General features: G+C 46.8%; 16 protein-coding genes. 7 read left to right on the top strand and 9 right to left on the bottom strand.

The window, feature by feature from the left end; all coding sequences use genetic code 11:
- Positions 1 to 261: 261 nt before the first annotated feature.
- Complete coding sequence (locus IB226_RS16400; RefSeq protein WP_101761934.1) at positions 262 to 1,014, top strand: M48 family metallopeptidase; 753 nt, start codon at positions 262 to 264, stop codon at positions 1,012 to 1,014.
- 161 nt (positions 1,015 to 1,175) lie between these two features.
- Here IB226_RS16400 and IB226_RS16395 read toward each other — a convergent pair whose 3' ends face one another.
- Together IB226_RS16395 and speB are read right to left on the bottom strand one after the other, a co-directional pair.
- Entirely contained in the window at positions 1,176 to 1,580 is a 405-nt protein-coding gene (locus IB226_RS16395; protein ID WP_192236431.1) for a YidB family protein, read from the bottom strand.
- Between the two features lie 54 nt (positions 1,581 to 1,634).
- On the bottom strand, positions 1,635 to 2,555 hold the full coding sequence (gene speB, locus IB226_RS16390) for an agmatinase (RefSeq protein WP_101761932.1): 921 nt from the start codon (positions 2,553 to 2,555) through the stop codon (positions 1,635 to 1,637).
- 488 nt (positions 2,556 to 3,043) lie between these two features.
- Between speB and IB226_RS16385 the strand changes: the two genes are divergently transcribed.
- The 6 genes from IB226_RS16385 (at position 3,044) to IB226_RS16360 (ending at position 9,767) form a co-directional block, all read left to right on the top strand.
- Complete coding sequence (locus IB226_RS16385; protein WP_137386407.1) at positions 3,044 to 3,820, top strand: ABC transporter permease; 777 nt, start codon at positions 3,044 to 3,046, stop codon at positions 3,818 to 3,820.
- Positions 3,817 to 4,500, top strand: a complete 684-nt coding sequence (locus IB226_RS16380; protein WP_192236430.1) for an ABC transporter ATP-binding protein — start codon at positions 3,817 to 3,819, stop codon at positions 4,498 to 4,500. The genes IB226_RS16385 and IB226_RS16380 overlap by 4 nt, the downstream gene beginning before the upstream one ends.
- 46 nt (positions 4,501 to 4,546) lie before the next feature.
- On the top strand, positions 4,547 to 6,949 hold the full coding sequence (locus IB226_RS16375) for a glycosyltransferase (protein WP_192236429.1): 2,403 nt from the start codon (positions 4,547 to 4,549) through the stop codon (positions 6,947 to 6,949).
- Complete coding sequence (locus IB226_RS16370; protein ID WP_192236428.1) at positions 6,946 to 7,248, top strand: hypothetical protein; 303 nt, start codon at positions 6,946 to 6,948, stop codon at positions 7,246 to 7,248. The genes IB226_RS16375 and IB226_RS16370 overlap by 4 nt, the downstream gene beginning before the upstream one ends.
- A 674-nt stretch (positions 7,249 to 7,922) precedes the next feature.
- Positions 7,923 to 9,041, top strand: coding sequence for a Stealth CR1 domain-containing protein (locus tag IB226_RS16365; protein ID WP_225608335.1), 1,119 nt, complete (start codon positions 7,923 to 7,925; stop codon positions 9,039 to 9,041).
- An 84-nt stretch (positions 9,042 to 9,125) separates the two neighbouring features.
- Positions 9,126 to 9,767, top strand: a complete 642-nt coding sequence (locus tag IB226_RS16360) for an acyltransferase (protein ID WP_192236427.1) — start codon at positions 9,126 to 9,128, stop codon at positions 9,765 to 9,767.
- Between the two features lie 136 nt (positions 9,768 to 9,903).
- On the opposite strand, the gene IB226_RS16355 is transcribed toward IB226_RS16360, so the two are convergent.
- From IB226_RS16355 to IB226_RS16325, 7 genes are all read right to left on the bottom strand, one after another.
- Positions 9,904 to 11,091 (bottom strand): capsule biosynthesis protein, encoded by a 1,188-nt coding sequence (locus IB226_RS16355; protein WP_192236426.1) that lies wholly within the window; start codon positions 11,089 to 11,091, stop codon positions 9,904 to 9,906.
- A gap of 3 nt (positions 11,092 to 11,094) precedes the next feature.
- Positions 11,095 to 13,125 (bottom strand): capsular polysaccharide biosynthesis protein, encoded by a 2,031-nt coding sequence (locus IB226_RS16350; protein WP_192236544.1) that lies wholly within the window; start codon positions 13,123 to 13,125, stop codon positions 11,095 to 11,097.
- A 12-nt stretch (positions 13,126 to 13,137) separates the two neighbouring features.
- Positions 13,138 to 14,814, bottom strand: a complete 1,677-nt coding sequence (locus tag IB226_RS16345; RefSeq protein WP_192236424.1) for a polysaccharide biosynthesis/export family protein — start codon at positions 14,812 to 14,814, stop codon at positions 13,138 to 13,140.
- Positions 14,815 to 14,837: 23 nt separating this feature from the next.
- Positions 14,838 to 15,986, bottom strand: coding sequence for a capsule biosynthesis protein (locus IB226_RS16340; protein WP_192236422.1), 1,149 nt, complete (start codon positions 15,984 to 15,986; stop codon positions 14,838 to 14,840).
- Positions 15,987 to 16,476: 490 nt separating this feature from the next.
- Complete coding sequence (locus IB226_RS16335; protein ID WP_192236420.1) at positions 16,477 to 17,703, bottom strand: HlyD family type I secretion periplasmic adaptor subunit; 1,227 nt, start codon at positions 17,701 to 17,703, stop codon at positions 16,477 to 16,479.
- Positions 17,700 to 19,871 (bottom strand): type I secretion system permease/ATPase, encoded by a 2,172-nt coding sequence (locus tag IB226_RS16330; RefSeq protein ID WP_192236418.1) that lies wholly within the window; start codon positions 19,869 to 19,871, stop codon positions 17,700 to 17,702. Before IB226_RS16330 ends, IB226_RS16335 begins: the two co-directional genes overlap by 4 nt.
- The gene (locus tag IB226_RS16325) at positions 19,868 to 21,319 is read right to left on the bottom strand and encodes a TolC family outer membrane protein (RefSeq protein ID WP_192236416.1); all 1,452 of its coding nucleotides are present in this window, start codon (positions 21,317 to 21,319) and stop codon (positions 19,868 to 19,870) included. The genes IB226_RS16330 and IB226_RS16325 overlap by 4 nt, the downstream gene beginning before the upstream one ends.
- Positions 21,320 to 21,383: the final 64 nt, after the last annotated feature.

Here is a 21,383-nt window from a genome sequence, read left to right as displayed (position 1 = left end):
GTCGGATTAATGCTCCGCCACGCTTAACTTATTGTAATTAATCAGTTATAAGGCGAAGCGAGAAAAAAGTCGCACATCAATGTACATGAAAATCAGGACAAAAGTACATGCATCTGGGTGCTAAATCACGGGTAACCGTTTGCATTTCCGGGCTTGTCTGCTAGTCATTGAACAACATGCGAGCTATAACCTAAGCGTTTAAACATCTGGGCCAGTTTCAGGTGTTTGTTTTCTTTACCTTGTTACCCAAAGGATGCCGATATGAAAATGAGAGCCACGATTGTTGCTCTGGGAATGGCTTCGCTGCTGAGCGGCTGCGAAGGGTTTGATAACAACGCGCTGCTACAATCGGGTGCGCAGGCTTATCAGGCCTATGCGCTGAACGATACGCAGGTGAAAGAGTTGAGCGATCAATCCTGTGCGCAGATGGATAAAGACAATCAGGTTGCGCCCGCTAACAGTGAATACCAGCAGCGCCTGAACAAAATCGCGGCGGCGCTAGGCGACAACATCAACGGCGTGCCTGCCAACTACAAGGTTTATCAGACCAAAGACGTTAACGCCTGGGCGATGGCGAACGGTTGTATTCGCGTCTATAGCGGGTTGATGGATATGATGACCGATAACGAAGTCGAAGGTGTGCTGGGCCATGAAATGGGCCACGTCGCGCTGGGCCATACGCGCAAAGCGATGCAGGTGGCGCTGACGACCACCGCAACGCGCACCGCTGCGGCTTCCGTCGGCGGCGTGATTGGTTCGCTGTCACAATCACAATTGGGTGAAATGGGTGAGAAGCTGGTGAATGCGCAATTCTCGCAAACTCAGGAAACACAAGCCGATGACTACTCGTTCGACCTGCTGAAAAAGCGTGGCATCGATCCGATGGGATTAGCGACCAGCTTTGAGAAGCTAGCGAAACTGGAGCAAGGAAGACAGAGTTCGATGTTTGATTCGCATCCGGATTCGGAAGCCCGCGCCCAGCATATTCGTGAGCGTATTGCGGCTGGGAAATAGATCGTGCTTGCTGTCCCCCTCCTCGGTCCTCCCCCATGAATGGGGGAGGAAGATGCTGCCACATGTCAGTGAGGAAGCTGCATTTAGCTGCGTCTCCTTCCCCCATGAATGGGGGAAGGCCGGGATGGGGGACAGCAAGCAAAGATCAAAAAAAACAACCTTCAACGCTTAAACAATCCATCCACCATCGCACCCAAATCCTGGGTATTCGACGTCTTAATGTGGCCCTGCGGCGATAGCTTATCAATCACCTGCGGCAATAAGGCAGCCAGCGTACCGGACGCACCCTGTACATCGGTGCCGAGCTTATCCGCCAGCGACTGCAGCTGATCATTGCCAAGCGCATTTTGAATCTCGCCGCCATCAATCGACATGTTACTGCCGCTGCCAAGCCAGCTATTCAGCACCTGCCCGAGTCCGCCCTGTTGAAACTTCTGCAGCAGCACTTCAGCGCCGCCCTGTTCCTGCACCCAGTTCCAGATAGCCATCAGCTGTTGCATCTGGTTGCCCTGCCCGCTTCCGTTGCTGTTTCCTAGCGATCCTACTAAATCGTCCAGTAAACCCATAGTCGCCTCCGCAGATTAATTAACCGTCAATAAGTGTAGCCGCAGGAGAAAGGATTAACCTTTATTTGCCGCCTGCACGTGCAGCATGTCCAGCGCCAGTGTGGCTGCGGCCAGCGAGGTCAGATCGGCGTGATCGTAGCCCGGCGCCACTTCCACCAGATCCATACCGACGATATTCATGCCCTGCAAACCGCGAATCAGCTTGGTGGCTTTATCGCTGCTCAAGCCGCCAATCACTGGCGTGCCGGTGCCCGGTGCATGGGCGGGATCCAGACAATCGATATCAAAGGTCAGATACACCGGCAGATCGCCAACGGTACGCTTCACTTCCGCCAGAATGTCATCAACGCTGCGATCGTTGACCTGCGCGGCATCCAGCACGTTGAAGCCCAAGCTCTTATCGAACTCGGTACGAATACCGATCTGTACAGAGTGCTGCGGATCGATCAAACCCTCTTTTGGCGCGGTGAAGAACATGGTGCCGTGATCGAAAGTAGGACCATTGGAATAGGTATCGGTGTGCGCATCGAAATGCACCAGCGCCATTTTGCCGAAGTGCTTAGCGTGTGCACGCAGCAGCGGCAGCGTGACGTAGTGGTCACCGCCAAAGGTCAGCATGCGCTTACCGTTCGCTAGCAGTTTCTCGGCGTGCGCCTGCAGTTTGTCAGAGAGATCCTGTGAATCGCCAAAGGCATAAACCAGATCGCCGCAATCCACCACGTTCAAACGCTGGCGCAAATCGAAATCCCACGGCCAGCGACAGCCTTCCCACGCCAGGTTGGTGGAAATCTGGCGGATTGCCCCCGGACCTAAACGGCTGCCTGGACGACCGGAGGTCGCGGCATCGAAAGGAACACCGGTGATCACCCACTCAGCATCGCTGTCGTAAGGCTGGAAGTTGAGGGGGAAGCGCATGAAACCAAAAGCGTTAGAAACCAATGAGTTATCATACTGATTGCCCAAGGTGTTATGCATAACTGGTCCTCTTAAGATCCGTAAGTCGATAGGTCTGTTTAGGTATAGATGAAAAAAATCCCCTCAACGTAAATACTACGAGGAAGGGATAGATGGGCGTGATTATTACGAAGATTGAAGTTGGGCGCAATCAATGCTTTGACGCGGTAAGCCTCCAGATAAATCAGGGTCAATCATTTCGGCTGGAGAGAGCTTAAAACCACAAACGATAATAATTTAATCAAGAATGTTTGTGGCGAAGTGAATAAGGAAAATTGAGCCTTTTCTCAATTATCTTCATAGGAAGGCAGGCAATAATTTCATCGATTGAAAAGTAGCAAATACGATACAAATCAAATAACAACCCATTTAATCAGCTAACTGTAGATGGCAAATCAACGCGACCATTCGAGTCTGCTTATTATCTATTATCTTATCTTCAGCGCATTGGTAACTGTTAAGCCAAGGGCGGTAGCATATCTATTAATCAAGAATACTGTGAGTTTTAAATGGCAAGAAGTGGATTAAATGTACAAAGCGCCACGATTAACGCATTGTTTTTTAGAGAGATAAGAACCAGATTCGGTAAGTTCCGTTTGGGGTATCTCTGGGCGATACTAGAACCATCAGCCCATTTATTAATATTGATGGCCATTTTTGGCTTCATCATGCATAGGACAATGCCAGACATTTCCTTCCCTGTATTCTTACTTAATGGGATCATTCCCTTTTTCATTTTTTCTAATATCTCTACTCGATCACTTGGAGCAATTGACGCGAACCAAGGCTTATTTAATTATCGACCGGTTAAACCCATCGATACTGTTTTAGCAAGGGCGATGTTAGAGACGATTATCTACGTAACTGTCTATATATTTCTGATGTTGATTGTTTGGGCTGCCGGGGAGTATTTTTCTGTGGCAAATCTACTGCAATTAGTGGGTGCATGGAGTCTTTTGATTATTTTCTCATGTGGCGCTGGACTCATTTTTATGGTGATAGGTAAAACCTACACAGAAACGCAGAAGCTTTTGCCAATTCTCCTTAAACCGCTCTATTTCATCTCGGGAATAATGTTTCCACTGCACGCAGTGCCGAAAGATTACTGGCCATTTCTACTCTGGAATCCCATTCTACATGTGGTGGAACTTAGCCGAGCAGCCGTGATGCCGGGCTATAGTAGCGAAGGCGTCAGCCTCGTTTATCTCGCCATTCTCACACTAACGACATTATTTTTGGGGCTTGCCATCTATCGCACCCGTGAAGAGGCAATGCTGACCTCATGATTAAGATTGAAAATCTCACAAAGTCGTACCGCACCTCATCAGGCCGGCACTTCGTGTTTAAAGATTTGAACCTCACTCTGCCAGGTGGAAAAAGTGTGGCGTTGGTTGGCCGAAATGGCGCAGGTAAATCAACATTACTGCGCATGATTGGTGGTATTGACCGGCCTGATAGCGGCGCAATCACTACCAATAAAACGATTTCCTGGCCGGTTGGCCTTACTGGCGGTTTTCAGGGCAGTCTTAGCGGCAGGGAAAACGTTAAATTCGTCGCGCGTTTATATGCCAAACATAGTGAGATGAAAGAGAAAATAGATTTTGTTGAGTCATTTGCTGAATTGGGTAAATACTTCAATATGCCGATCAAAACTTATTCATCCGGAATGAAATCAAGATTAAGTTTTGGTTTAAGCATGGCTTTTGATTTTGATTATTATCTTGTGGATGAGGTCACCGCGGTAGGTGATGCGCGCTTTAAAGAAAAATGCTCAAGGATGTTCCAGGAACGACATAAAAGTGCGAGTTTTTTGATGGTGTCGCATAGCTTAAGTACGCTCAAAGAGTATTGTGGCGCAGCTATTTTCATTGGTAGGGATAATCATGTCAATTATTATGACTCGGTAAATGATGCTATTGAGGCTTACTTAAGAAGTGAAAATAAAAAAAATACTATTCCAATATAAATAACACCGCTAATCATTTTACAACAATCTATTTTAGGTAAGAGAAATGAAGGGAATCGAACATCAAGATTTGTTGATACTCATTGGAGAAAAAGGAGGGTTGCAAGCCCGTGACAATGGCTTTTGTTATTTTCAGCATAGAATGAAGTCAGGATTTAAAAACACTTTTTTCATATATAGCAAACAGAATGTCGACATAGAAAAACTTATACCTTTTAATAAAAACATCATACTTAAGGATAGCAAAAAGCATCATAAGATATTTTATGATGCAGATTACCTCCTGCTTAATGACGGATATCTTGATACTTTCCCCTCTTTTAATAAAAAACCATTAGAAAAGGGCTGGGCTCCCATCGTATACCTTCAACACGGAATCATCTCTTACAAGAGAATATTCATATTTAAAGGTCACTACAACGGTAGAATAAGATATTTTAGCACTTCGTTGAAGTCAGAGAAAAATATCGTTATCAATTCACTACAAACACAAAAAGATATTAACCAAACAAAAAGATTAGCCATCAAATACAAAATACCACACTACGATGACTTTTTTTCCAGGAATAACCTGGAAGATTTCTACATCTTGCTACTCCAGCGCTATTACGTTAACAAAAATTCTGTTGAGGTAGATGATTTACAGGCGCTAAAGAAACTCATACTGAATATTGGTTTCCTCGACAAAAGAGTGATCAATAGTGGCTTGTCGCGACATGAGCTACTACCAATGAAGAAGAAAAATGAAAAAAACATATTATTCTTTTTTACCTGGCGTGAAGAGTGGACAAAACCTGGCGATGACAATCCATTTTTAGACATAGTCCAGCAGATTAAAAACAGCCAAGGAATAATTGATTATGCAAATAAAAGAAATTTAAACATCGCATTTTATTTGCATGAAAAGATACTCCATCTTAAACCAATGATAGAAAAACTCTTTGATGGAGCTATTTTATTTGTCGGGCATGATGACTTTTCAGCAGTATTAAAAGATACGGCTGTATGCATAACAGATTACTCATCAATTGCCTTTGAATTTAACCTGATAAAAACACCGGTTATTTTCCTACAATTTGACTATGATAATTACAAGTTTGAACGAGGTCATTTTTTAAAATCCCCCTATGAATTCAACGGTTCAGTCGTGCGTACTATTGATGAACTTGAAGACCTATTTTTAGACAAAAGCATTGATTTCAAGATCAAACATCGAGCCAGAAAGGATTTCCTTAAAGTCATCCGTGATTATGAAAATTTTAATAAAACTAATAAATTTCTGGATAACGTGATTGCCGATAAACAACAGCACATTGTTTACTGCTGTTATAATATCTATGGCGTAGGTGGAACAGTACAAACAGTTATAAACCAGGCAAATTATCTGGTTTCTGTTGGCTATCAGGTATCCATTATCTCAATGCGGCGCACCAGTGATACACCTAAGCTACAACTTGATCCCAGTGTACGTATTGAATATCTCAATGACGCACGCTGCAATGGCAAGTTCCACACAAAGATGGATAATCACCTCGCTCAATATTCTTCAAAGATTTTTAAAAAATCAGAAGATCTTTATAATGGCTTATCTTTGTTGACAGACTTTAAACTGGTAAGTATTTTAAAAACCATTAAGAACGCAACAATTATAGGCACATTCCCAGGCCTATGTGTGAATATCATTAAGCATGCCCATAAGTCGAATAAAGTCATTGTTCAAGAACATCGTGAATTTAGCTCACACTCTAAAGAAATACAGAAAACATTGTTAAGAAACTACCCTAAAGCCTATAAGGTACTTACTCTCACTTCTTTTCAAAAAGAAGAGTACAATGCTCAAGGAATTAGTAAGGTTACCCCCATTCCAAATGGACTCGAAGATAAGTTCCCACTAATTTCACAATCGGGCAGGGATATCCAGAAGAAAAGAATTGTTTCTTTTGGTCGTTTGGTTGAGCTAAAACAATTCAATTTATTAATAGAATCTTTTGCAAAAATAGCAAAAAAATTCCCAGATTGGATTTTAGACATTTTTGGTGACGGTGATGAAAAAGAAAACCTTATCAATCAGATTTCAACGCTAGGTTTAACATCGCAAGTTACCATTCATCCACCGACATCATTAGTTTATGAAGAGATCTACAATAGTGCATTCTGCGCACTCACATCTGCTAAAGAAGCTTTTGGGATGGTCTATATTGAAAGCTTTAGCATGAGCAAACCTGTGGTTAGTTATGATATAGGCTATGGTCCTAAAGATTTCCTGGTGAATGAATATAACGCTTTAGTTTCTCCCTGTTTTGATACTCAACACTTTGCCATGAACATGGAAAGACTTATGGCTGATGAGAACTTACTCAGTCAACTTGGAGAGAACAGTCGAAAAACCTATCTTGAAAAATACGAAATATCTAAAGTTATGGATAAGCTATTAAAGGAGTGTGAATGATGACTAAAACATCAAAATTATTAAATACCCCCGGTCTTTTCGTTAAGGATGCTTTTAAGAATATTCTGGGTGGAAGATCAAAAGAAATAATTAATGCAGTAAACACAACGCCAACGGTTGAAACAATCACTGAGCCTCCATTACTAAAATATGATAATAAAAAATTAAACATTCATTTAATAGTCATCGACACTATAAGTGATAAAATAAAATTCAAAGAAAGCTTAGTAAGGTATCAGTATCGTAGTATTATTAAGTACACTAATTTAAAAGCCTCTCATACATTAGCCAAAGTATAATAAGCAACAACAGTGACATAAGTGTTTTTAAAAACTACAGTGAGGCTTTCAAAAATAAGATAAGAAACATCAGTCCAAAACGAGAATTATTTATATTTATAGATTTGAACTTTCTATTCCTTAAGAAGGTTACGAATAAAGATTTTATATCTCCAACGGGTATTCCTTATACTTTTATTAAGAATAAAAAAAGAAACATCGACCGAGTAAAAAACACCTTCGCAGAACACTTCTGTGAATTTGATTATAATTTTTCACCCGCTGAAAAATTCTGTTGCGTTGATAATATGCAACTTTGTCATTACAACAACATACTTGAGTCTGTCAGTAACCCACATGATTACTTATTCGAGTTCTTACCCATTTCCAACACTATGACTAAGGGAGAGCAAAGTATAATTAAATCACCCATTCAGTTTGCCCTGCTTGATAGAGGATATGAAGAAAAATTCATCTGGATACAATCTGTGCATGGCTCGAAACGATGTCCTCTCGCCGTAACATTCAACAAGATGAATGATAAAAACGATGACTATGCTATGTTTTTAGATACGATTGTTCCTCATGTTTCGCGTGACGAACACTATTTATCCGTGAAGCAGGAATTAAGTCATTAAAATAAAAGAAATAAATTAATCCATTCTTAAAAATCACAGGGTGGATTAATTTGAAAAATGAAAACCAATAAGATGCTAACTATTCCCCTTAGAAAAGTCAGGAAATTCAAAAGAGCACCAATACTCTTTTTGAGAGATTATCTATTAAAACGACACCCTTTGATTTTAAATCATAACAATATAATCAATACAACCGAAGGTATTATTGTCAGTGCTTTACAAAACTCAATGACTTCCTTCAAACCTGCTTTCAAAATCGATGTTGTATACACCTGGGTCGATGCAAATGATTCAGCATGGTTGCAAAAAAAAAGGCTGCACAGCAATCCAGACATATCATATGCACTTTATGCAACTGAAGAATCGAGATTCAGTAATCATAATGAACTCTATTACTCTCTACTCAGTATTGAAAAAAACATACCGTGGGTAAACAGGATATTCATAGTCACTGACAATCAAACACCATTAATTCCAGATAGCCTCAAAGATAGAGTGGTATTAGTTGACCATTCCGAAATCATTCCACAACAATATTTGCCTACATTTAACTCACATGTAATTGAAGCTTACCTATACAAAATTAAGGGATTATCAGAACACTTTATTTACTTTAACGATGACTTCTTTGTTGCTCAAAAAAACAACCCTGAGCATTTCTTCAAGTCAAATGGGATAGCGAGTTTATTTGTTAGTAACAAAAGCACTTCATATTCTCCAGGGAAAGAAAGAACAACAGCAACTTTATCAGCATGTCAGAATTGTAACTATATCTTCGAATCAAACTTTGCTGTTCGATTTGACAATACACTGACTCATACGTATGTACCTTTGATTAAATCTGTTTTTGAAGAAAGTGCGTCTATGTTTCAACATGAAATCGCTGCATTTTCCAAAAACAAATTCAGAGCGAAGAATGACTTAAATGTTGCTACCTTCCTTGTTCCTTATCATCAATATATTCTGGGTAAATCCGCGCCGAATCTGGACATCTGTTTTTATTTTAACATCCGTTCTCCTGCATCAGGAAGTTTCTATCGAGCGCTTATTAATGGCAAAAAAGACAATAATCTCCCACATTCATTTTGTGCGAATGACTTTAGCTCTAATGAATTTAATCATGATAGTTATAGTGAAAGATTGAATGAATTTCTATCATCATTTTTTATCTCGTAAAGTCATGACATAAAAATAATGGCAAATTTTCTTTATAGTGATTGCAATCGAAAAACACTTAAAATGAATAGGATCAACGTTGTTATGAATGATAGTTATGAGAAACAGGTTGCAAGCTTCATTGCAGCAGGGAATGTTGTTATAGGTAAACCCGAAAAAGTTTTAGGTGATTTCAATCTAAATTTCCAATCAGGTAAGAACTCCAGCATTACTTTCAGCGAAGGATGCATATTAAATAACGTATCTATTAATATGGAAAATGGTAGCGGTGAATGGAAAGTTGGTAAAAAAACCTACATTCGCGGACGTTACTTTATTGGTGCTGGATCTAAAATTGAAATCGGAGATCAAACAGCAATGAATCGTCATGTACTTATTGTTGCTACTGAAGGCGCATCAATCACTATAGGTAAGGATTGCCTCTTCTCTGACATAACGATGTCTACGACAGATTGGCATTCAATCATTGATGATATGACTGGAGAAAGAATAAATCCTGCCAAATGTATTGTCATTGAGGATTCAGTATGGCTGGGTGAGAATGTCACAATTCAAAAAGGCATTACGATTGGAAAGAATAGTATAATTGGCTCAAAAGCTTTAGTGACAAAAACCATTCCACCAGGAAGTTTAGCCGTTGGTATTCCTGCAAAAATAATCAGAGAAAACGTCAGGTGGCAGCGTACACTCATTCCTATGGACTTCCTGCCAGCAGAACCTTACTAAACAACATGGACTAATATTGAATGGGAACCCGCAATTGACGAACCATGCTGCGCCTGAGTGTCAGCATGGCGTTAATTAACAACGCTGAAATTGAGCTCATTTAAAGTTTTGCACGTCTTCTAATTCACACCAAACTTTACTCGAAAAAAACGTTCCATTGGTAATAATGGATATTAACTTGCGTCTGGCATGTCAAATGTGACATAAAATTTTTGAATAAATAATCATCTGTAATAAACTGATCCCGCCAAAAAAAATCCAATCCCGACTGAAACGTTACTCCTCGAATGTCGTACAATGCCTCGCCCATCACTTTTAGCCGCTTACCATGCATCAACGCTAAAATCCCTGCGGTGCTGTTAATCGTTACCACACCTTGAGCATGTGAAATTAATTCCCGCAAAGGGAGATCATGAATATAAACTACTCTATCTATAATATTTAAACGCTTGCAGAGCTCGTTGATCAGCGCTGCGTAATTGCGATGCCCGCAATCCATTGGATGATGTTTAATCACCAGATAAGTATCCGCTGGTGCATGCTGCGCAAAAGAGCACATTACCTCACGGATATAATCCCGCACATCATTATAAGGGCTATGATGCTCTATTTGACTGTCATTATAAACCTGTAAAATCGCCAGGTAATAGCATTGGTCTAAGCCAACCGTTAATCTATTAAGTATATGCCTCTGCTTAAATTGATATAATGTCTTGCGCCACCCAGCCCGAAACCAATATGTGGCTTCGCGCCAAGGTGAAAATGGTTTATGGTGACAATATTGGTTAAAGGTATGTCGATAATACCAGCTAATGAAGTAATACCAACTGGCATGCGCCATCCTGCGGATTTTAGATGGATAACATGCCTCTATTTTCGCTGCTGGCTGCGCCAGTAGCTGTCGATAGAACTCAGCATCGCGCGGCAATGAAGAGTTGCCATTGACACCGCCCTCCTCGAGCGTAATAAAATTTGGTCGCAGATATCCTTCTTCGAATACGAAAAATCTTACCCCTTGCGTATGCGCCCAGCCCTTCGCTACCTTATGCAGCGTCCGGCAATCGCCAAAGCACAAAATCGTATCAAAGTCATAATCCCGCTTAACTTGGTTGAGCCAAGCCGAAAACTCCTTTTCTGTTTGCATGAACGCGAGGTATTTACGTTTACGGCAATAGAAGCGGTCGCCGCCGTTGAATACGACATTCACGGCTTCACGCCCTAATGACTCCAGCCAATAAGCCATGTCATTAAAGAAAGGTCCCATTGGCCCTTGCAACAATAGGAACTGCTTTCCTTTTAGCAGCTTTTTAATAGCTTCACTCATGGTTTAAAATGCTAACTTAACCTTAATAAACATTGATAACTTTTTTCCCATCCGCATAAGTCTGTCTCGCCAATTTTTATCAATCACCATATTTGCTCGTGGCGTATTGATGAGAATTTCAATGGCTTCTTCTACTGAAATAGCATCCAGTCGTAACGGATGAATGTAAGTCGGATAGGCAATTAATGCTTGATAGATCAAATCGTAAAGGCCTAATTGTTTCACTCGGCGGAAACAATCATGCTCGTCATATGTTAATCCCCATCCAGCATAGAATGGCATGCCGTAGCAGTACACGCGTTTGCCATGCAATAAAGCTTCGAATCCTGAAAGCGATGTCATCGTATGTACTTCATTGGAAACCTGAATACATTGAATAATGTCTGCATCCAGCGCCTGATAATCAGCATATTGATTAATTTCTCTATCAGTAATATGCCCTTTGCGGTTGCCTACTACTACATCTGGATGTGGCTTGTAAATAATGTATGCCGCAGGATTACGCTCCCGTACGGTTCGTAACAAATCCCGATTAGTACAGATTGTAAAGGTGCCAGTCTGAATAGATGCATCATTTTCTACCTGGCCTGGCACCAATAATACGCGTTTACCTTTTGAATCGGCTGGCAAAGTAAAATCAGCGCCAAGATTGTATTTACTGATTCTGTTATTTACGAGCCGATGATGAATCTTCCTCGCCCGCGAACATTGAGCATCGGTTAATTCACTTTCATTGAGCAACATCTCTAAATCACTGGGTCGCGTGGCATCGTAATAAATACCACGTTTATCCAATACCAAGGACAACGGCGGCAGAAGATCTGAACCCAGGCCCGAAGAGCGTAAAAAACCATCTTCCATCCGCCAAACAGGTAATTGTTGGGCTTGCGCTTTTTCCAACCAACGCTGCTCGCCAGCAATTCCCCATACCACACACGCGGTAGCCAGCTTATTACTTTTTGAAAAACTCAACGTATTGGTAGCGGTACGCAAAAACGGTTTAAGGATGGTGTATTTCCACATCGATAGACCCGGCGCCCAGAGATGTCCGATACGTGGTAACTGATAGTTGCGTTGCAATTGGATCCAATGCAAAACATCAAACAGCGTTGCGGGCTCGCCGGTCAACGGGTGGATATAGCGGCTATAGCGCAAGTAGGCCGCCGCAAACAGTTGCTCAAGCGTAGCGTTGCCACGCCGTTCACTTAGCTGCTTAGCTTGTGGATGGCGATCGTCGGTCAATCCCCAACCGGCATACCAGGGTTGGCCAAAGCACGTCACCGGTTTACCTGCCATCAATGCTTCAAATCCATACTGCGAAGTCATGACATAGACACGTGAGACATGCCGCAACAGAGATTGTGGACTCACATCATCAGCCATGAGATGTATACGATGCGTGGATTGAAAGGAGTGGTAATATCCTGACTTCTTGCCTTGTAGTACGTCCGGATGGACCTTTATCCACACCACGGCACCAGGATTTTCCCTTATCGCCGCCTCTAACATCAGGACAAAATTATTCGGCCCCGCATTGCCATAGGTTACGGACATGTCACCTAGCGTTTGGTCAATAACTAATACTACATTGCTGGTTGCACATGCTCCTGCAATAAAAGCCGGGGCCTGATTATATTTCGATAAATCTTGCTCAACGATGATGCTCATTGCTCGTTTGGCGTCATCGGCAAGCCGTTGATTAACTGCTCTTTCCTGGATCATCTTCTCTAACTCGCTGGGCCGGTTAGCATCGTAATAGATCCCCAATCTATCCAGCACCAGTGAAAAAGGTGGCGCGCCATTAACGCCAAGATCCAGCGAGCGGATATAGCCATCTTCCAGTCGCAGCACTGATTTTCCTACACCACGCGCCCACGCCACCGGCTGACGTGAGTTGGGACGATATCCCCACACTGCAATAGTGGTCACGGCATCGGCGACAGGCCGTTGCAGCGATAATTTCTGGCACGGCTGGGCCAGGAAATTACGCAAAAATGGAATTCGCCAGATGCCTGAAGAGAATATACCAATCATCACGATGCACCCTTACAGCGTAAGAACCACTTTCGCCGCAACGGCTAATTGATACAGGATGGTGGAAATGCCACGCGTCACTTCGATGCTCTTCGATTCATACTTCGGCAGCACCATTAACTCATCACCTGGATTCAGCGCACCGACATCTTCCGCGTCTTCGGCCGCGCCGTTCTGGCGAATAACGATGACGCGCGCATTACCGGACTTCTGTGTAAAGCCACCACTTTTGGCGATGTAATCTTTCGCGCGTAAGCCTTTCTCCCAGCTCACTGCATTCGGGAACAGCACTTCACCATGTACCAGCACCAGTGAGGTTTTCTGAGGAATGCTAATCACATCACCATCTTCCAGCAGGGTGGCCGCGAGGTTTTTCTCGTTCAGAATGACTTCACCTTTTGGCACGACCTGACGCGCTTTCGCCACAAATCGGCTGACCAATTGCGCTTCCTGGAAGCGAAGACCAGCCTCCTCCTTGGTGGATGATTGCGCAGAAAGCGAGGCTTCCTCTAACTTCTGCAACGCCAGGTTCATCATCTCTTTCTGGCGGGAGGCCACGGAGGGACGATACAGCTTGATGGCACTCATCTGCGACATACTATTAGGTCGAATCTGCTTCAACACCGCCTGCATGTTGGATCCGTAAGGCAGTACCATCGCGTGTTCACCTGAGTGTGCGCCTTCAACGCGGACCTGAATCGTGCTGGCATAGCGATCGGTGCTCACAATCAGTCTGTCACCATCTTGCAGGAAGCGGCCGGTCGCCTCGCGAATTGGATAATATTCGCTGCGCTTTGCTAAACCTTGCTGGCGCACAATAGTAATATGCGTCGCACCCGGTTTGACTCGCGCCCAGCTCAAAGCTTCGGTGACAGGAATAGTGCTGTTGCGAAATTCAAAGTTATAGCTATTGAATACATCGCCTTGCACATTGAACGTATGCTGACGCGGCCCGACCACAATGGTGTCGCCATCGGCAAATTGTGATAATCCCAATTTACCGTTAAGCAAAAAATCATACAGGTTGATATTGGATCGCACTTTATTGCCACGTTTCACTGCAATATCGACGTAACTTCCACGTTCAGGATCAACGCCGCCTGCTTTAATCAAATAGTTCAATAGGGAATCCGACGTCACGCCGCCATATAAACCCGGGCTGTGGACAAAACCGGTGACGTAGACTTTCACAGGCTGTGCCTGTAATAGCGATGCATACACACTGACGTTGGCTTGGTAGACCTGCTTCACTTTGCTGGTAATTAACGCGTTTAGCTGGCTGTTACTGATGCCAGCGACTTTTACCGGCCCCACATTTGGCAGGAAAATGTTGCCTTTGGGATCAACCTGCAACGCGCCGTCAAAAGTAAATGCGCCCCATAAACGCACCTGAACGCTATCTCCTGGATTAAGGATATAGCCGGGATTGAAACCTACGCTTGCCCCGTTCTCTCCGCTATTGCCATTGAACAGCTGAGCACCAAACATACGGCTAAGTACCACAGGTGCGGCTGGCAGAGGCGTATCATCAAATCCGCTGTTATTGCTGCTGATATTTGCCGGTGCCGAGTTGAGCAGAGATTGTGTTTTAACGCCGGTTAAGTTTGCATCAGCGTTAATATTCAAGGCCGCATTGGCCTGCGCAGTGAAGCAAGCTGCGATCATTACAAATGATTTTAAAATTTTCATAACAGACTCATTCTGCGACAGCATTAATCCCGATGATCTTCAATCACCGCCAATATCAGTTTCAGGGTGCCAAACATTAAGCAGCACACCAGCAACCAGCAGGCGATCAAATACGGAATATTGGGGAAAGTGGACTCTTGCGGCTGCTGCGGTGAACTGATCACCGAAAGCACTTTCAGTTTGCGAGCGGCTTCCACGCGTGTTTTTTCGATAGAGGTCAGCGCAAGCTTGTAAAGCTCATTATCAAAGGTGACACGCGATCTAATCTCTTCAAACTCCACCGCCATGCGGTTAAGTTTGTCGCCCTGCGGCGCGGTGATTTTGCCTTTCTCGTTATCGATCTGCGCCTGCATCGAGGCAATGGCGTTACGTACGCTGACAACTTGCGCAGCGTCATCACGCAGATAGGTCAGCAGAGTACGCAGCTCCGCTTCCATCTGGATCTTCTGCCCCATCAGCGTGTTAACCAGTGAACTGGCTGCTAACGCTTGCGCTTCAGGATCCAGCACATTGTTGCTGTTCTGATACGCCAGCAGCTCGGATTTACTGTTATTCAGGCGTGAGCGGGACTTTTCCATCTCCTTTTCCGCAAAGGTCAGCTGATCACGCGCAATACGGTGCGACAACTCATTAATGAAGCGTTCGGACTCTTTCAGCACCGCTTTATTAAAGTTAAGGGCAAAGTCCGGCGTAAAGCCTTGCGTGCGAATAGCCAGCAATCCCGCTTTATCGTCATACGTTACGCTGATACGTTCACGATAATAACGCAGGAATTTTTCGGCAGTTTCATCAGGAGACAGATGGTGCAAGAAATCCAGCCCGCTTTGGCTGAAGGCTTGACGGAAATTAAGTTGTTTATCTAGCACTGCCAGCATATCCGGCGAATTGATGTACTCCTTTAAGTAGAGTGCATCTTCCACCGAACTGGGATTAATCGCCCCTAACAACAAGCCAAAATTCACGCTATTGCTGGCAAGATCATCTGAGCGTTTAATCGCGACTTTGGATTCGCTCACAAAACGCGGCTGACTGAATATTGCCAGATAAATAATCAGCAACGTCATTGGGAGAAAAATGATCGCTTTTCCGAGGTGCCGTTTAAGATTGGCGAAAGAAACAACGCCTAATCTTTTTTCAAATTTTGATAAGGTGGAATTCTCTTTTATTAACATGGAGCAATCATCAAATATTCATAAGCGTGCCGTAGCACATCATTGAGGTTCGGCCTGCGGCTCTGCGCATTAATAACCCTGCCGCCCCTCGAGGAAAATCCAATATTTCGGGATGTTTTTTGGTGACAAATTGCAGCGCATTAAATAAAAGTACCGCGTCCGTCTTTCCGCGCTCGAAAATAAAACCACATTGATTTGTTCATAATTTCATGTGCGTAACGTATCAAAGCGCTCAGCTTAGCGTTAAGCGCACTTAGCGCCTTTGAGAAACGGCTTGTTATCGTTCACTTCGGGAAACCCTTTTCTCTAATAACAAGCCAGCTCAAGACATTTCTTGCTGTAATTAATTATATAAGTGCGGGATTTGATATTTAACGGTTCGTGTAATAGTTACCAAAACTTCATGGTGCCCTCATCAATCACCCAAATAAAAAACCGCCGTTTCCTGAGGAAAACAGCGGTTTTAAACTAACGCGTTATACCGTTCCAATTAGCGTTCGCGCATCGCCTCTTGCGCTTTGTTAAACGGCTTAATCAGATAATCCATCACCGTCTTCTCACCGGTTTTAATATCCACGGTAGAAACCATGCCGGGACTGATGGAGAAGCGCTTACCGGCTTTATTCTGCACGTAGTCGTTATCGGTGCGGATAAACACGCGGTAATAGTAAATTTCCGGTTTCACCTCATCCTGAATGGTATCTGGCGAGATGCTCTCCACCACGCCGTTCAGGCCGCCATAAATGGCGTAGTCATACGCCGAGATCTTCACGACCGCCCGCTGGCCGGGACGGATAAAGGCGATATCGCGCGGTGACAAACGCGCTTCAATCAGCAGACGATCGTTCATCGGCACAATGTTCATCAGCTCGCCATTCGGTGGGACCACGCCGCCCACGGTGGAGACTTTGATGTTTTTTACGATGCCGCGCATCGGCGAACGGATGGTCAGTCGCGTCACCGTGTCTTCACGCCCTTTCACCACTTGCGCCATGCTGTCGGCTTCGGCGTTGGCTTTCGCCAGCTCCTCACGCGCCTGCACGTAATATTGCGAACGCATATCGGTGAGTTTCAGCTCCAGATCTGATTTATCGCGCTGCAAACGCAGCACTTCCACGCTACTGGCGGCACCGGTTTTGGCCAGACGCTGCGTGATGGCCAGCTCGCGGTTAGCCAGCGCCAGCGACTCTTTAAACTGCGCAGTCGCATCCGTGAGCTGTGCGCGGCGGGTTTTATACAGCCGTGTTTCTGACGCCATCAGATCGGGAAACTTATTCAACTCTGCCGGGAAACTCAGCGGCTGATCGTTCACTTCCGCATTGAGACGCGCGGCGGCAGCCAATGCCGCACGATAGCGTGCCGCACTTTCGCCGACGTTGGATTGCGAGCGCGTGGCATCGAGGCGCGCCACCACTTGCCCGGCCTGCACCTGATCGCCTTCGTGCACATACAGCTCGGTGAGGATGCCGCCTTCCAGCGATTGCAGCACCTGATCGCGCGAGCTGGGAATCACTTTGCCGGTGCCAGTTGAGACTTCATCCAGCACGCCAAACCAGGCCCAGATCACCGCAACGAGGATCAGTGCGGTGCTGATGACGATCAGCCGCACCGCGCCGGTGTAATGGGTTTCTGATCGCAGCTCGCCGAGCAGATCGTCGGAGGAATCCACTTCTGCCGCCGTCACTAAGCGCAGTCTTGCCGGTAATTGTTTGATCATGATTGCGCCTCCGGCAGGTTGCCGTTAGCACGCGGTGCCGGCAAGGCGTTCTCTTTCGGGCTGTCCATCACCAGTTGTCCCTCTTTCAGCACCAGCACACGATCCACTAGCGCGAGGATCGCCGCACGGTGCGTCGCCACGATCAAGGTGCGCCCGTTGAGCCACTTACCGAGACGTTCGATAAACTCTTTCTCGGTGTGATCGTCGAGCGCCGCCGTCGGTTCATCCAGCAGGATGATGTTGGGATCGCGCAGCAGCATACGCGCCAGCAGCAGCGACTGACGCTGTCCGCCCGAAAGCCCAACGCCGCCTTCCATGATCGGATGGTCGAGGCCGAGTGGCAGACGACGAATGAAATCTGCGCCGCCGCTGACGGTAAGCGCGCCAAAGATGGCATCATCGGTGGCGTGCGCCGCGCCCATGGTGAGATTTTCCCGCAGCGTGCCGTGGAACAGCCGCGCATTTTGCGTTAGCAGGCCAACGTTACGCCGCACATCGGCCACATCAATGTGCGGCAGGCTGAGGTTATCCAGACGCAGTTCACCGCCGACCAGATCGATGCCGCCAATCATCGCCTGCAGCAAGGTCGATTTACCCGAACCGTTGCGTCCCAGCACCGCAATGCGCTCGCCCGGTTTGATGGTCAGGCTTTTAATGCGCAGCGCGATGTTCATTGAATCGGTGTAGTAACGGAACATCGCGTCGGTAAACTGGTAGTGACCAAACAGCACCGGCGTGTGAATCCGCGTTTCGTCTTTGCTGTTTTCCACCGGCAAATTCATCAGCGCATCGAGGCTGCCTTTCGCCGCCTTCACCTGCTGCCAGCGCGCCAGCACGCCGCACAGCGTCGCCATCGGCGCGATCATGCGCGAGGAGAGCAGCGACGCCGCCACAATCGCACCGGTGGTAATATCGCCGTTGATTACCATCGGCGCACCGATCACAATCACGCTGGCGTATACCAAACCCTGCACCGTCACGCCCCAGGTAATCAGCGAGTGCATCACTTTGCGCATCTCCACGCCGGATTGCGCGGTAATGCGAATGTAGCTGTTCCACTGTTGCAGGAAGCGATCTTCCGCCTGCATCAGCTTGATATCTTCCAGCCCTTGCACGCTCTCCACCAGCACCGCATTTCGCAGCGTCGACTCTTTCAGGTTCTGCTGCGCCAGCTTCGCCAGCTTCTTCTGGCTCAGCACGCCCGGCAGGATCATCAGCAGCACCGCCACCGGCGCAATCCACGCCAGCTGCGGCGCGATAATCGCCATCACCAGCATGAACAGCAGGAAGAACGGCATATCGACAATCGAGGTGACCGTGGTGGACGTGACCATTTCGCGGATCGCCTCCAGCTCGCGCAACTGCGAGATAAAGGTGCCGGTCGAGCGCGGCACCGCGCTGTTACGCAGCCGCAGTGCGTGACCAAATACCCGATCGGAGACGCGCATATCGGCACGCTTGCCCAGCAGATCGGTCACGTGATCGCGTCCAACGCGCAGAATATAAGTGAACACCACCGAGATGATCACGCCGATATACAGCACATACAGCGTGGGATAGGACTGCGCCGGAATCACCCGATCGTACACCTGCATCGAGAAGATAATACCGACCAGCGCCAGCAGGTTGATCAGGAAGGATCCGAGCATCACGTAGCCGTACGGCCGCAGATCGTGCAGCACCAGACGGCGCAGCCAATCCGGTTTTACCGTGGCGAGATAGCGATCGACGCGGCTATCTTTGGCGGCGGTAACCGGACGCAGCGCGGCGGCAAAGCGGATTTCCGGCAGCAACGTCTCCAGCGCAATTGGTGCTGGCTGTTCATCACCGGCAAAATGCACCCGCACTTCATCGTCGCCATCAAACTGGGTAATAACGCCCACCTGACCGTCGGCCAGCTCGATCGCCAGCGGTAAGCGCCAACTGGTGATCTCCCACTTATTCTCTTCATATAATTGCAGCGATAAACCGGCCTGGCGCGCCAGATGGCGTAACGCTTTATCGCGCGACTGTTTGCCCTGCCATTCGGCAGCGGCCATGATCATGCCCGGCGAACAGGGCAAGCGATAATGGCTGGCAATCAGGATGATTGCGGTGGCCCATCCGTGTAAGGGCACGTTTCCCCCTGACGCGCTATCAGGCGCGTCGGGAATCTGTAATTGCGTCATGGCTGGATCTCCACGGACTGGATCCGCTGATTATTCAAAGCAAACGCCGACCGCATATGCCCGGTGCTGTAGAGGCAATCGAGCTGCAGTGAGCGTAACTGGCTGATGGTTTGCTGCAATGTGAAACGGGTCTGGAACACTTCCTGCTCGGCGTTAAGCACGTCCAGCAGCGGACGCGTGCCGAGTTGCAGATACTGATCCTGATAGAGCGACTGGGTTTTCTCGCCCAGCGTCTGTTGCCGTCCCATAATCGCCAGGCTGAGTGCCAGGCTTTGCGACGCGTTCTGCGACTCACTCAACTGCTGACGCGCTTTAAGTCGCGCCGAGTTGACGGCCGCATTGGCGGCCTGCAATGCATTGGCGGCCGCGTCCCGGCTGGCGGTGATGCCGCCGCCCTGATAGAGCGGCATTTCCACTTTCACAAACGCCGAATATTGGGTGCGATCCAGCGATTCGCTGCCGGAATAGTGATTATTGAGATAATGCGTCACCTGCGGTTCCAGCGAGATGGTTGGCATGTTTTGCGCGTTAGCATTATCGAGCTTGGCCTGCGCCTGATTGGCCTGCGCCCAGGCCGCCAGCACCGACGGATTGAGCTTGTCATCGGCTTTCGCCACCTGACAGGACTGGGTGAGTTTGGTGGGAAAATCGTCGCTGACCTTTTTCACCAGCGGCCAGCCAAGATAGGTTGCCAGCGTGGCGCGCCAGCGGTCGAGGTTGGCTTGATACTGCGTTAGGGTGGTACGCGCGCCTTCGATACGCGCATCGGTTTGGGTGGCATCCGAAAGCGACGCCGCGCCTTCTTCATTACGCTGGCGCGCCAGATCGCCAATCTTACTCAACGCCGTGAGCTGCTCACGCGCAATTTTGACCAGTTGCTGATAACCCTGCACTTCCACCAGCGCCGCGGCGGTATCGTGCGCCACGGTATCAATGCTCACCAGCACGTTGGCCTGCTCCTGCGCCACGCCCGCTTCGGCGGAACGCACTGAACTGCTGACCTTGCCGAAGTCATACAACATCTGTGAAACCGACAGCACAAACGACGGGCTGAAGCCCTTTTCGCTGTAAGCATTGCTGTAGCCGTTGTTCATGCCGGCACTGATTTGTGGATAGTATTTGGCTTTCGCCACATCAACCTGATTAGCCTGCTCCAGCATTTTTCCTACTGCCTGAGCGATATCGGGATGCCACTGAACGGCGCGCTGCACCGCCTGGTTGATGGTGAGAAAGTCGGGGACGTTGGCGAGGGCGGGTTCCGCCACTTCACCGGTTAATGAAGGCAGTTCTTGCTGTTGCGCTAAACCTGCTGAGGTGATGTGCCCCGCCCGGGTTAACGCGTCACTGGCCGCTAAAAGTTGAGAACTGTAAAGTAAAGCCATGCCCGCACAGAGAACGCTGAGCTTAAACGAACGGCGAAAAGTTGCGCCTGAGTGCATCAGTTCCATCGATAGTCCACCAGTCAATAAAGAGAAAGGGGCACATCCCTGTGCCCTAACTGCATCCCTGCAT

The sequence above is a fragment of the Pantoea sp. PNT03 genome, from assembly GCF_014852515.1.
GTDB classification, from domain to species: domain Bacteria; phylum Pseudomonadota; class Gammaproteobacteria; order Enterobacterales; family Enterobacteriaceae; genus Pantoea; species Pantoea leporis.
The sequence above is the reverse complement of the archived record's forward strand: the minus strand, read 5'-3'. Positions and strand labels throughout refer to the sequence as shown.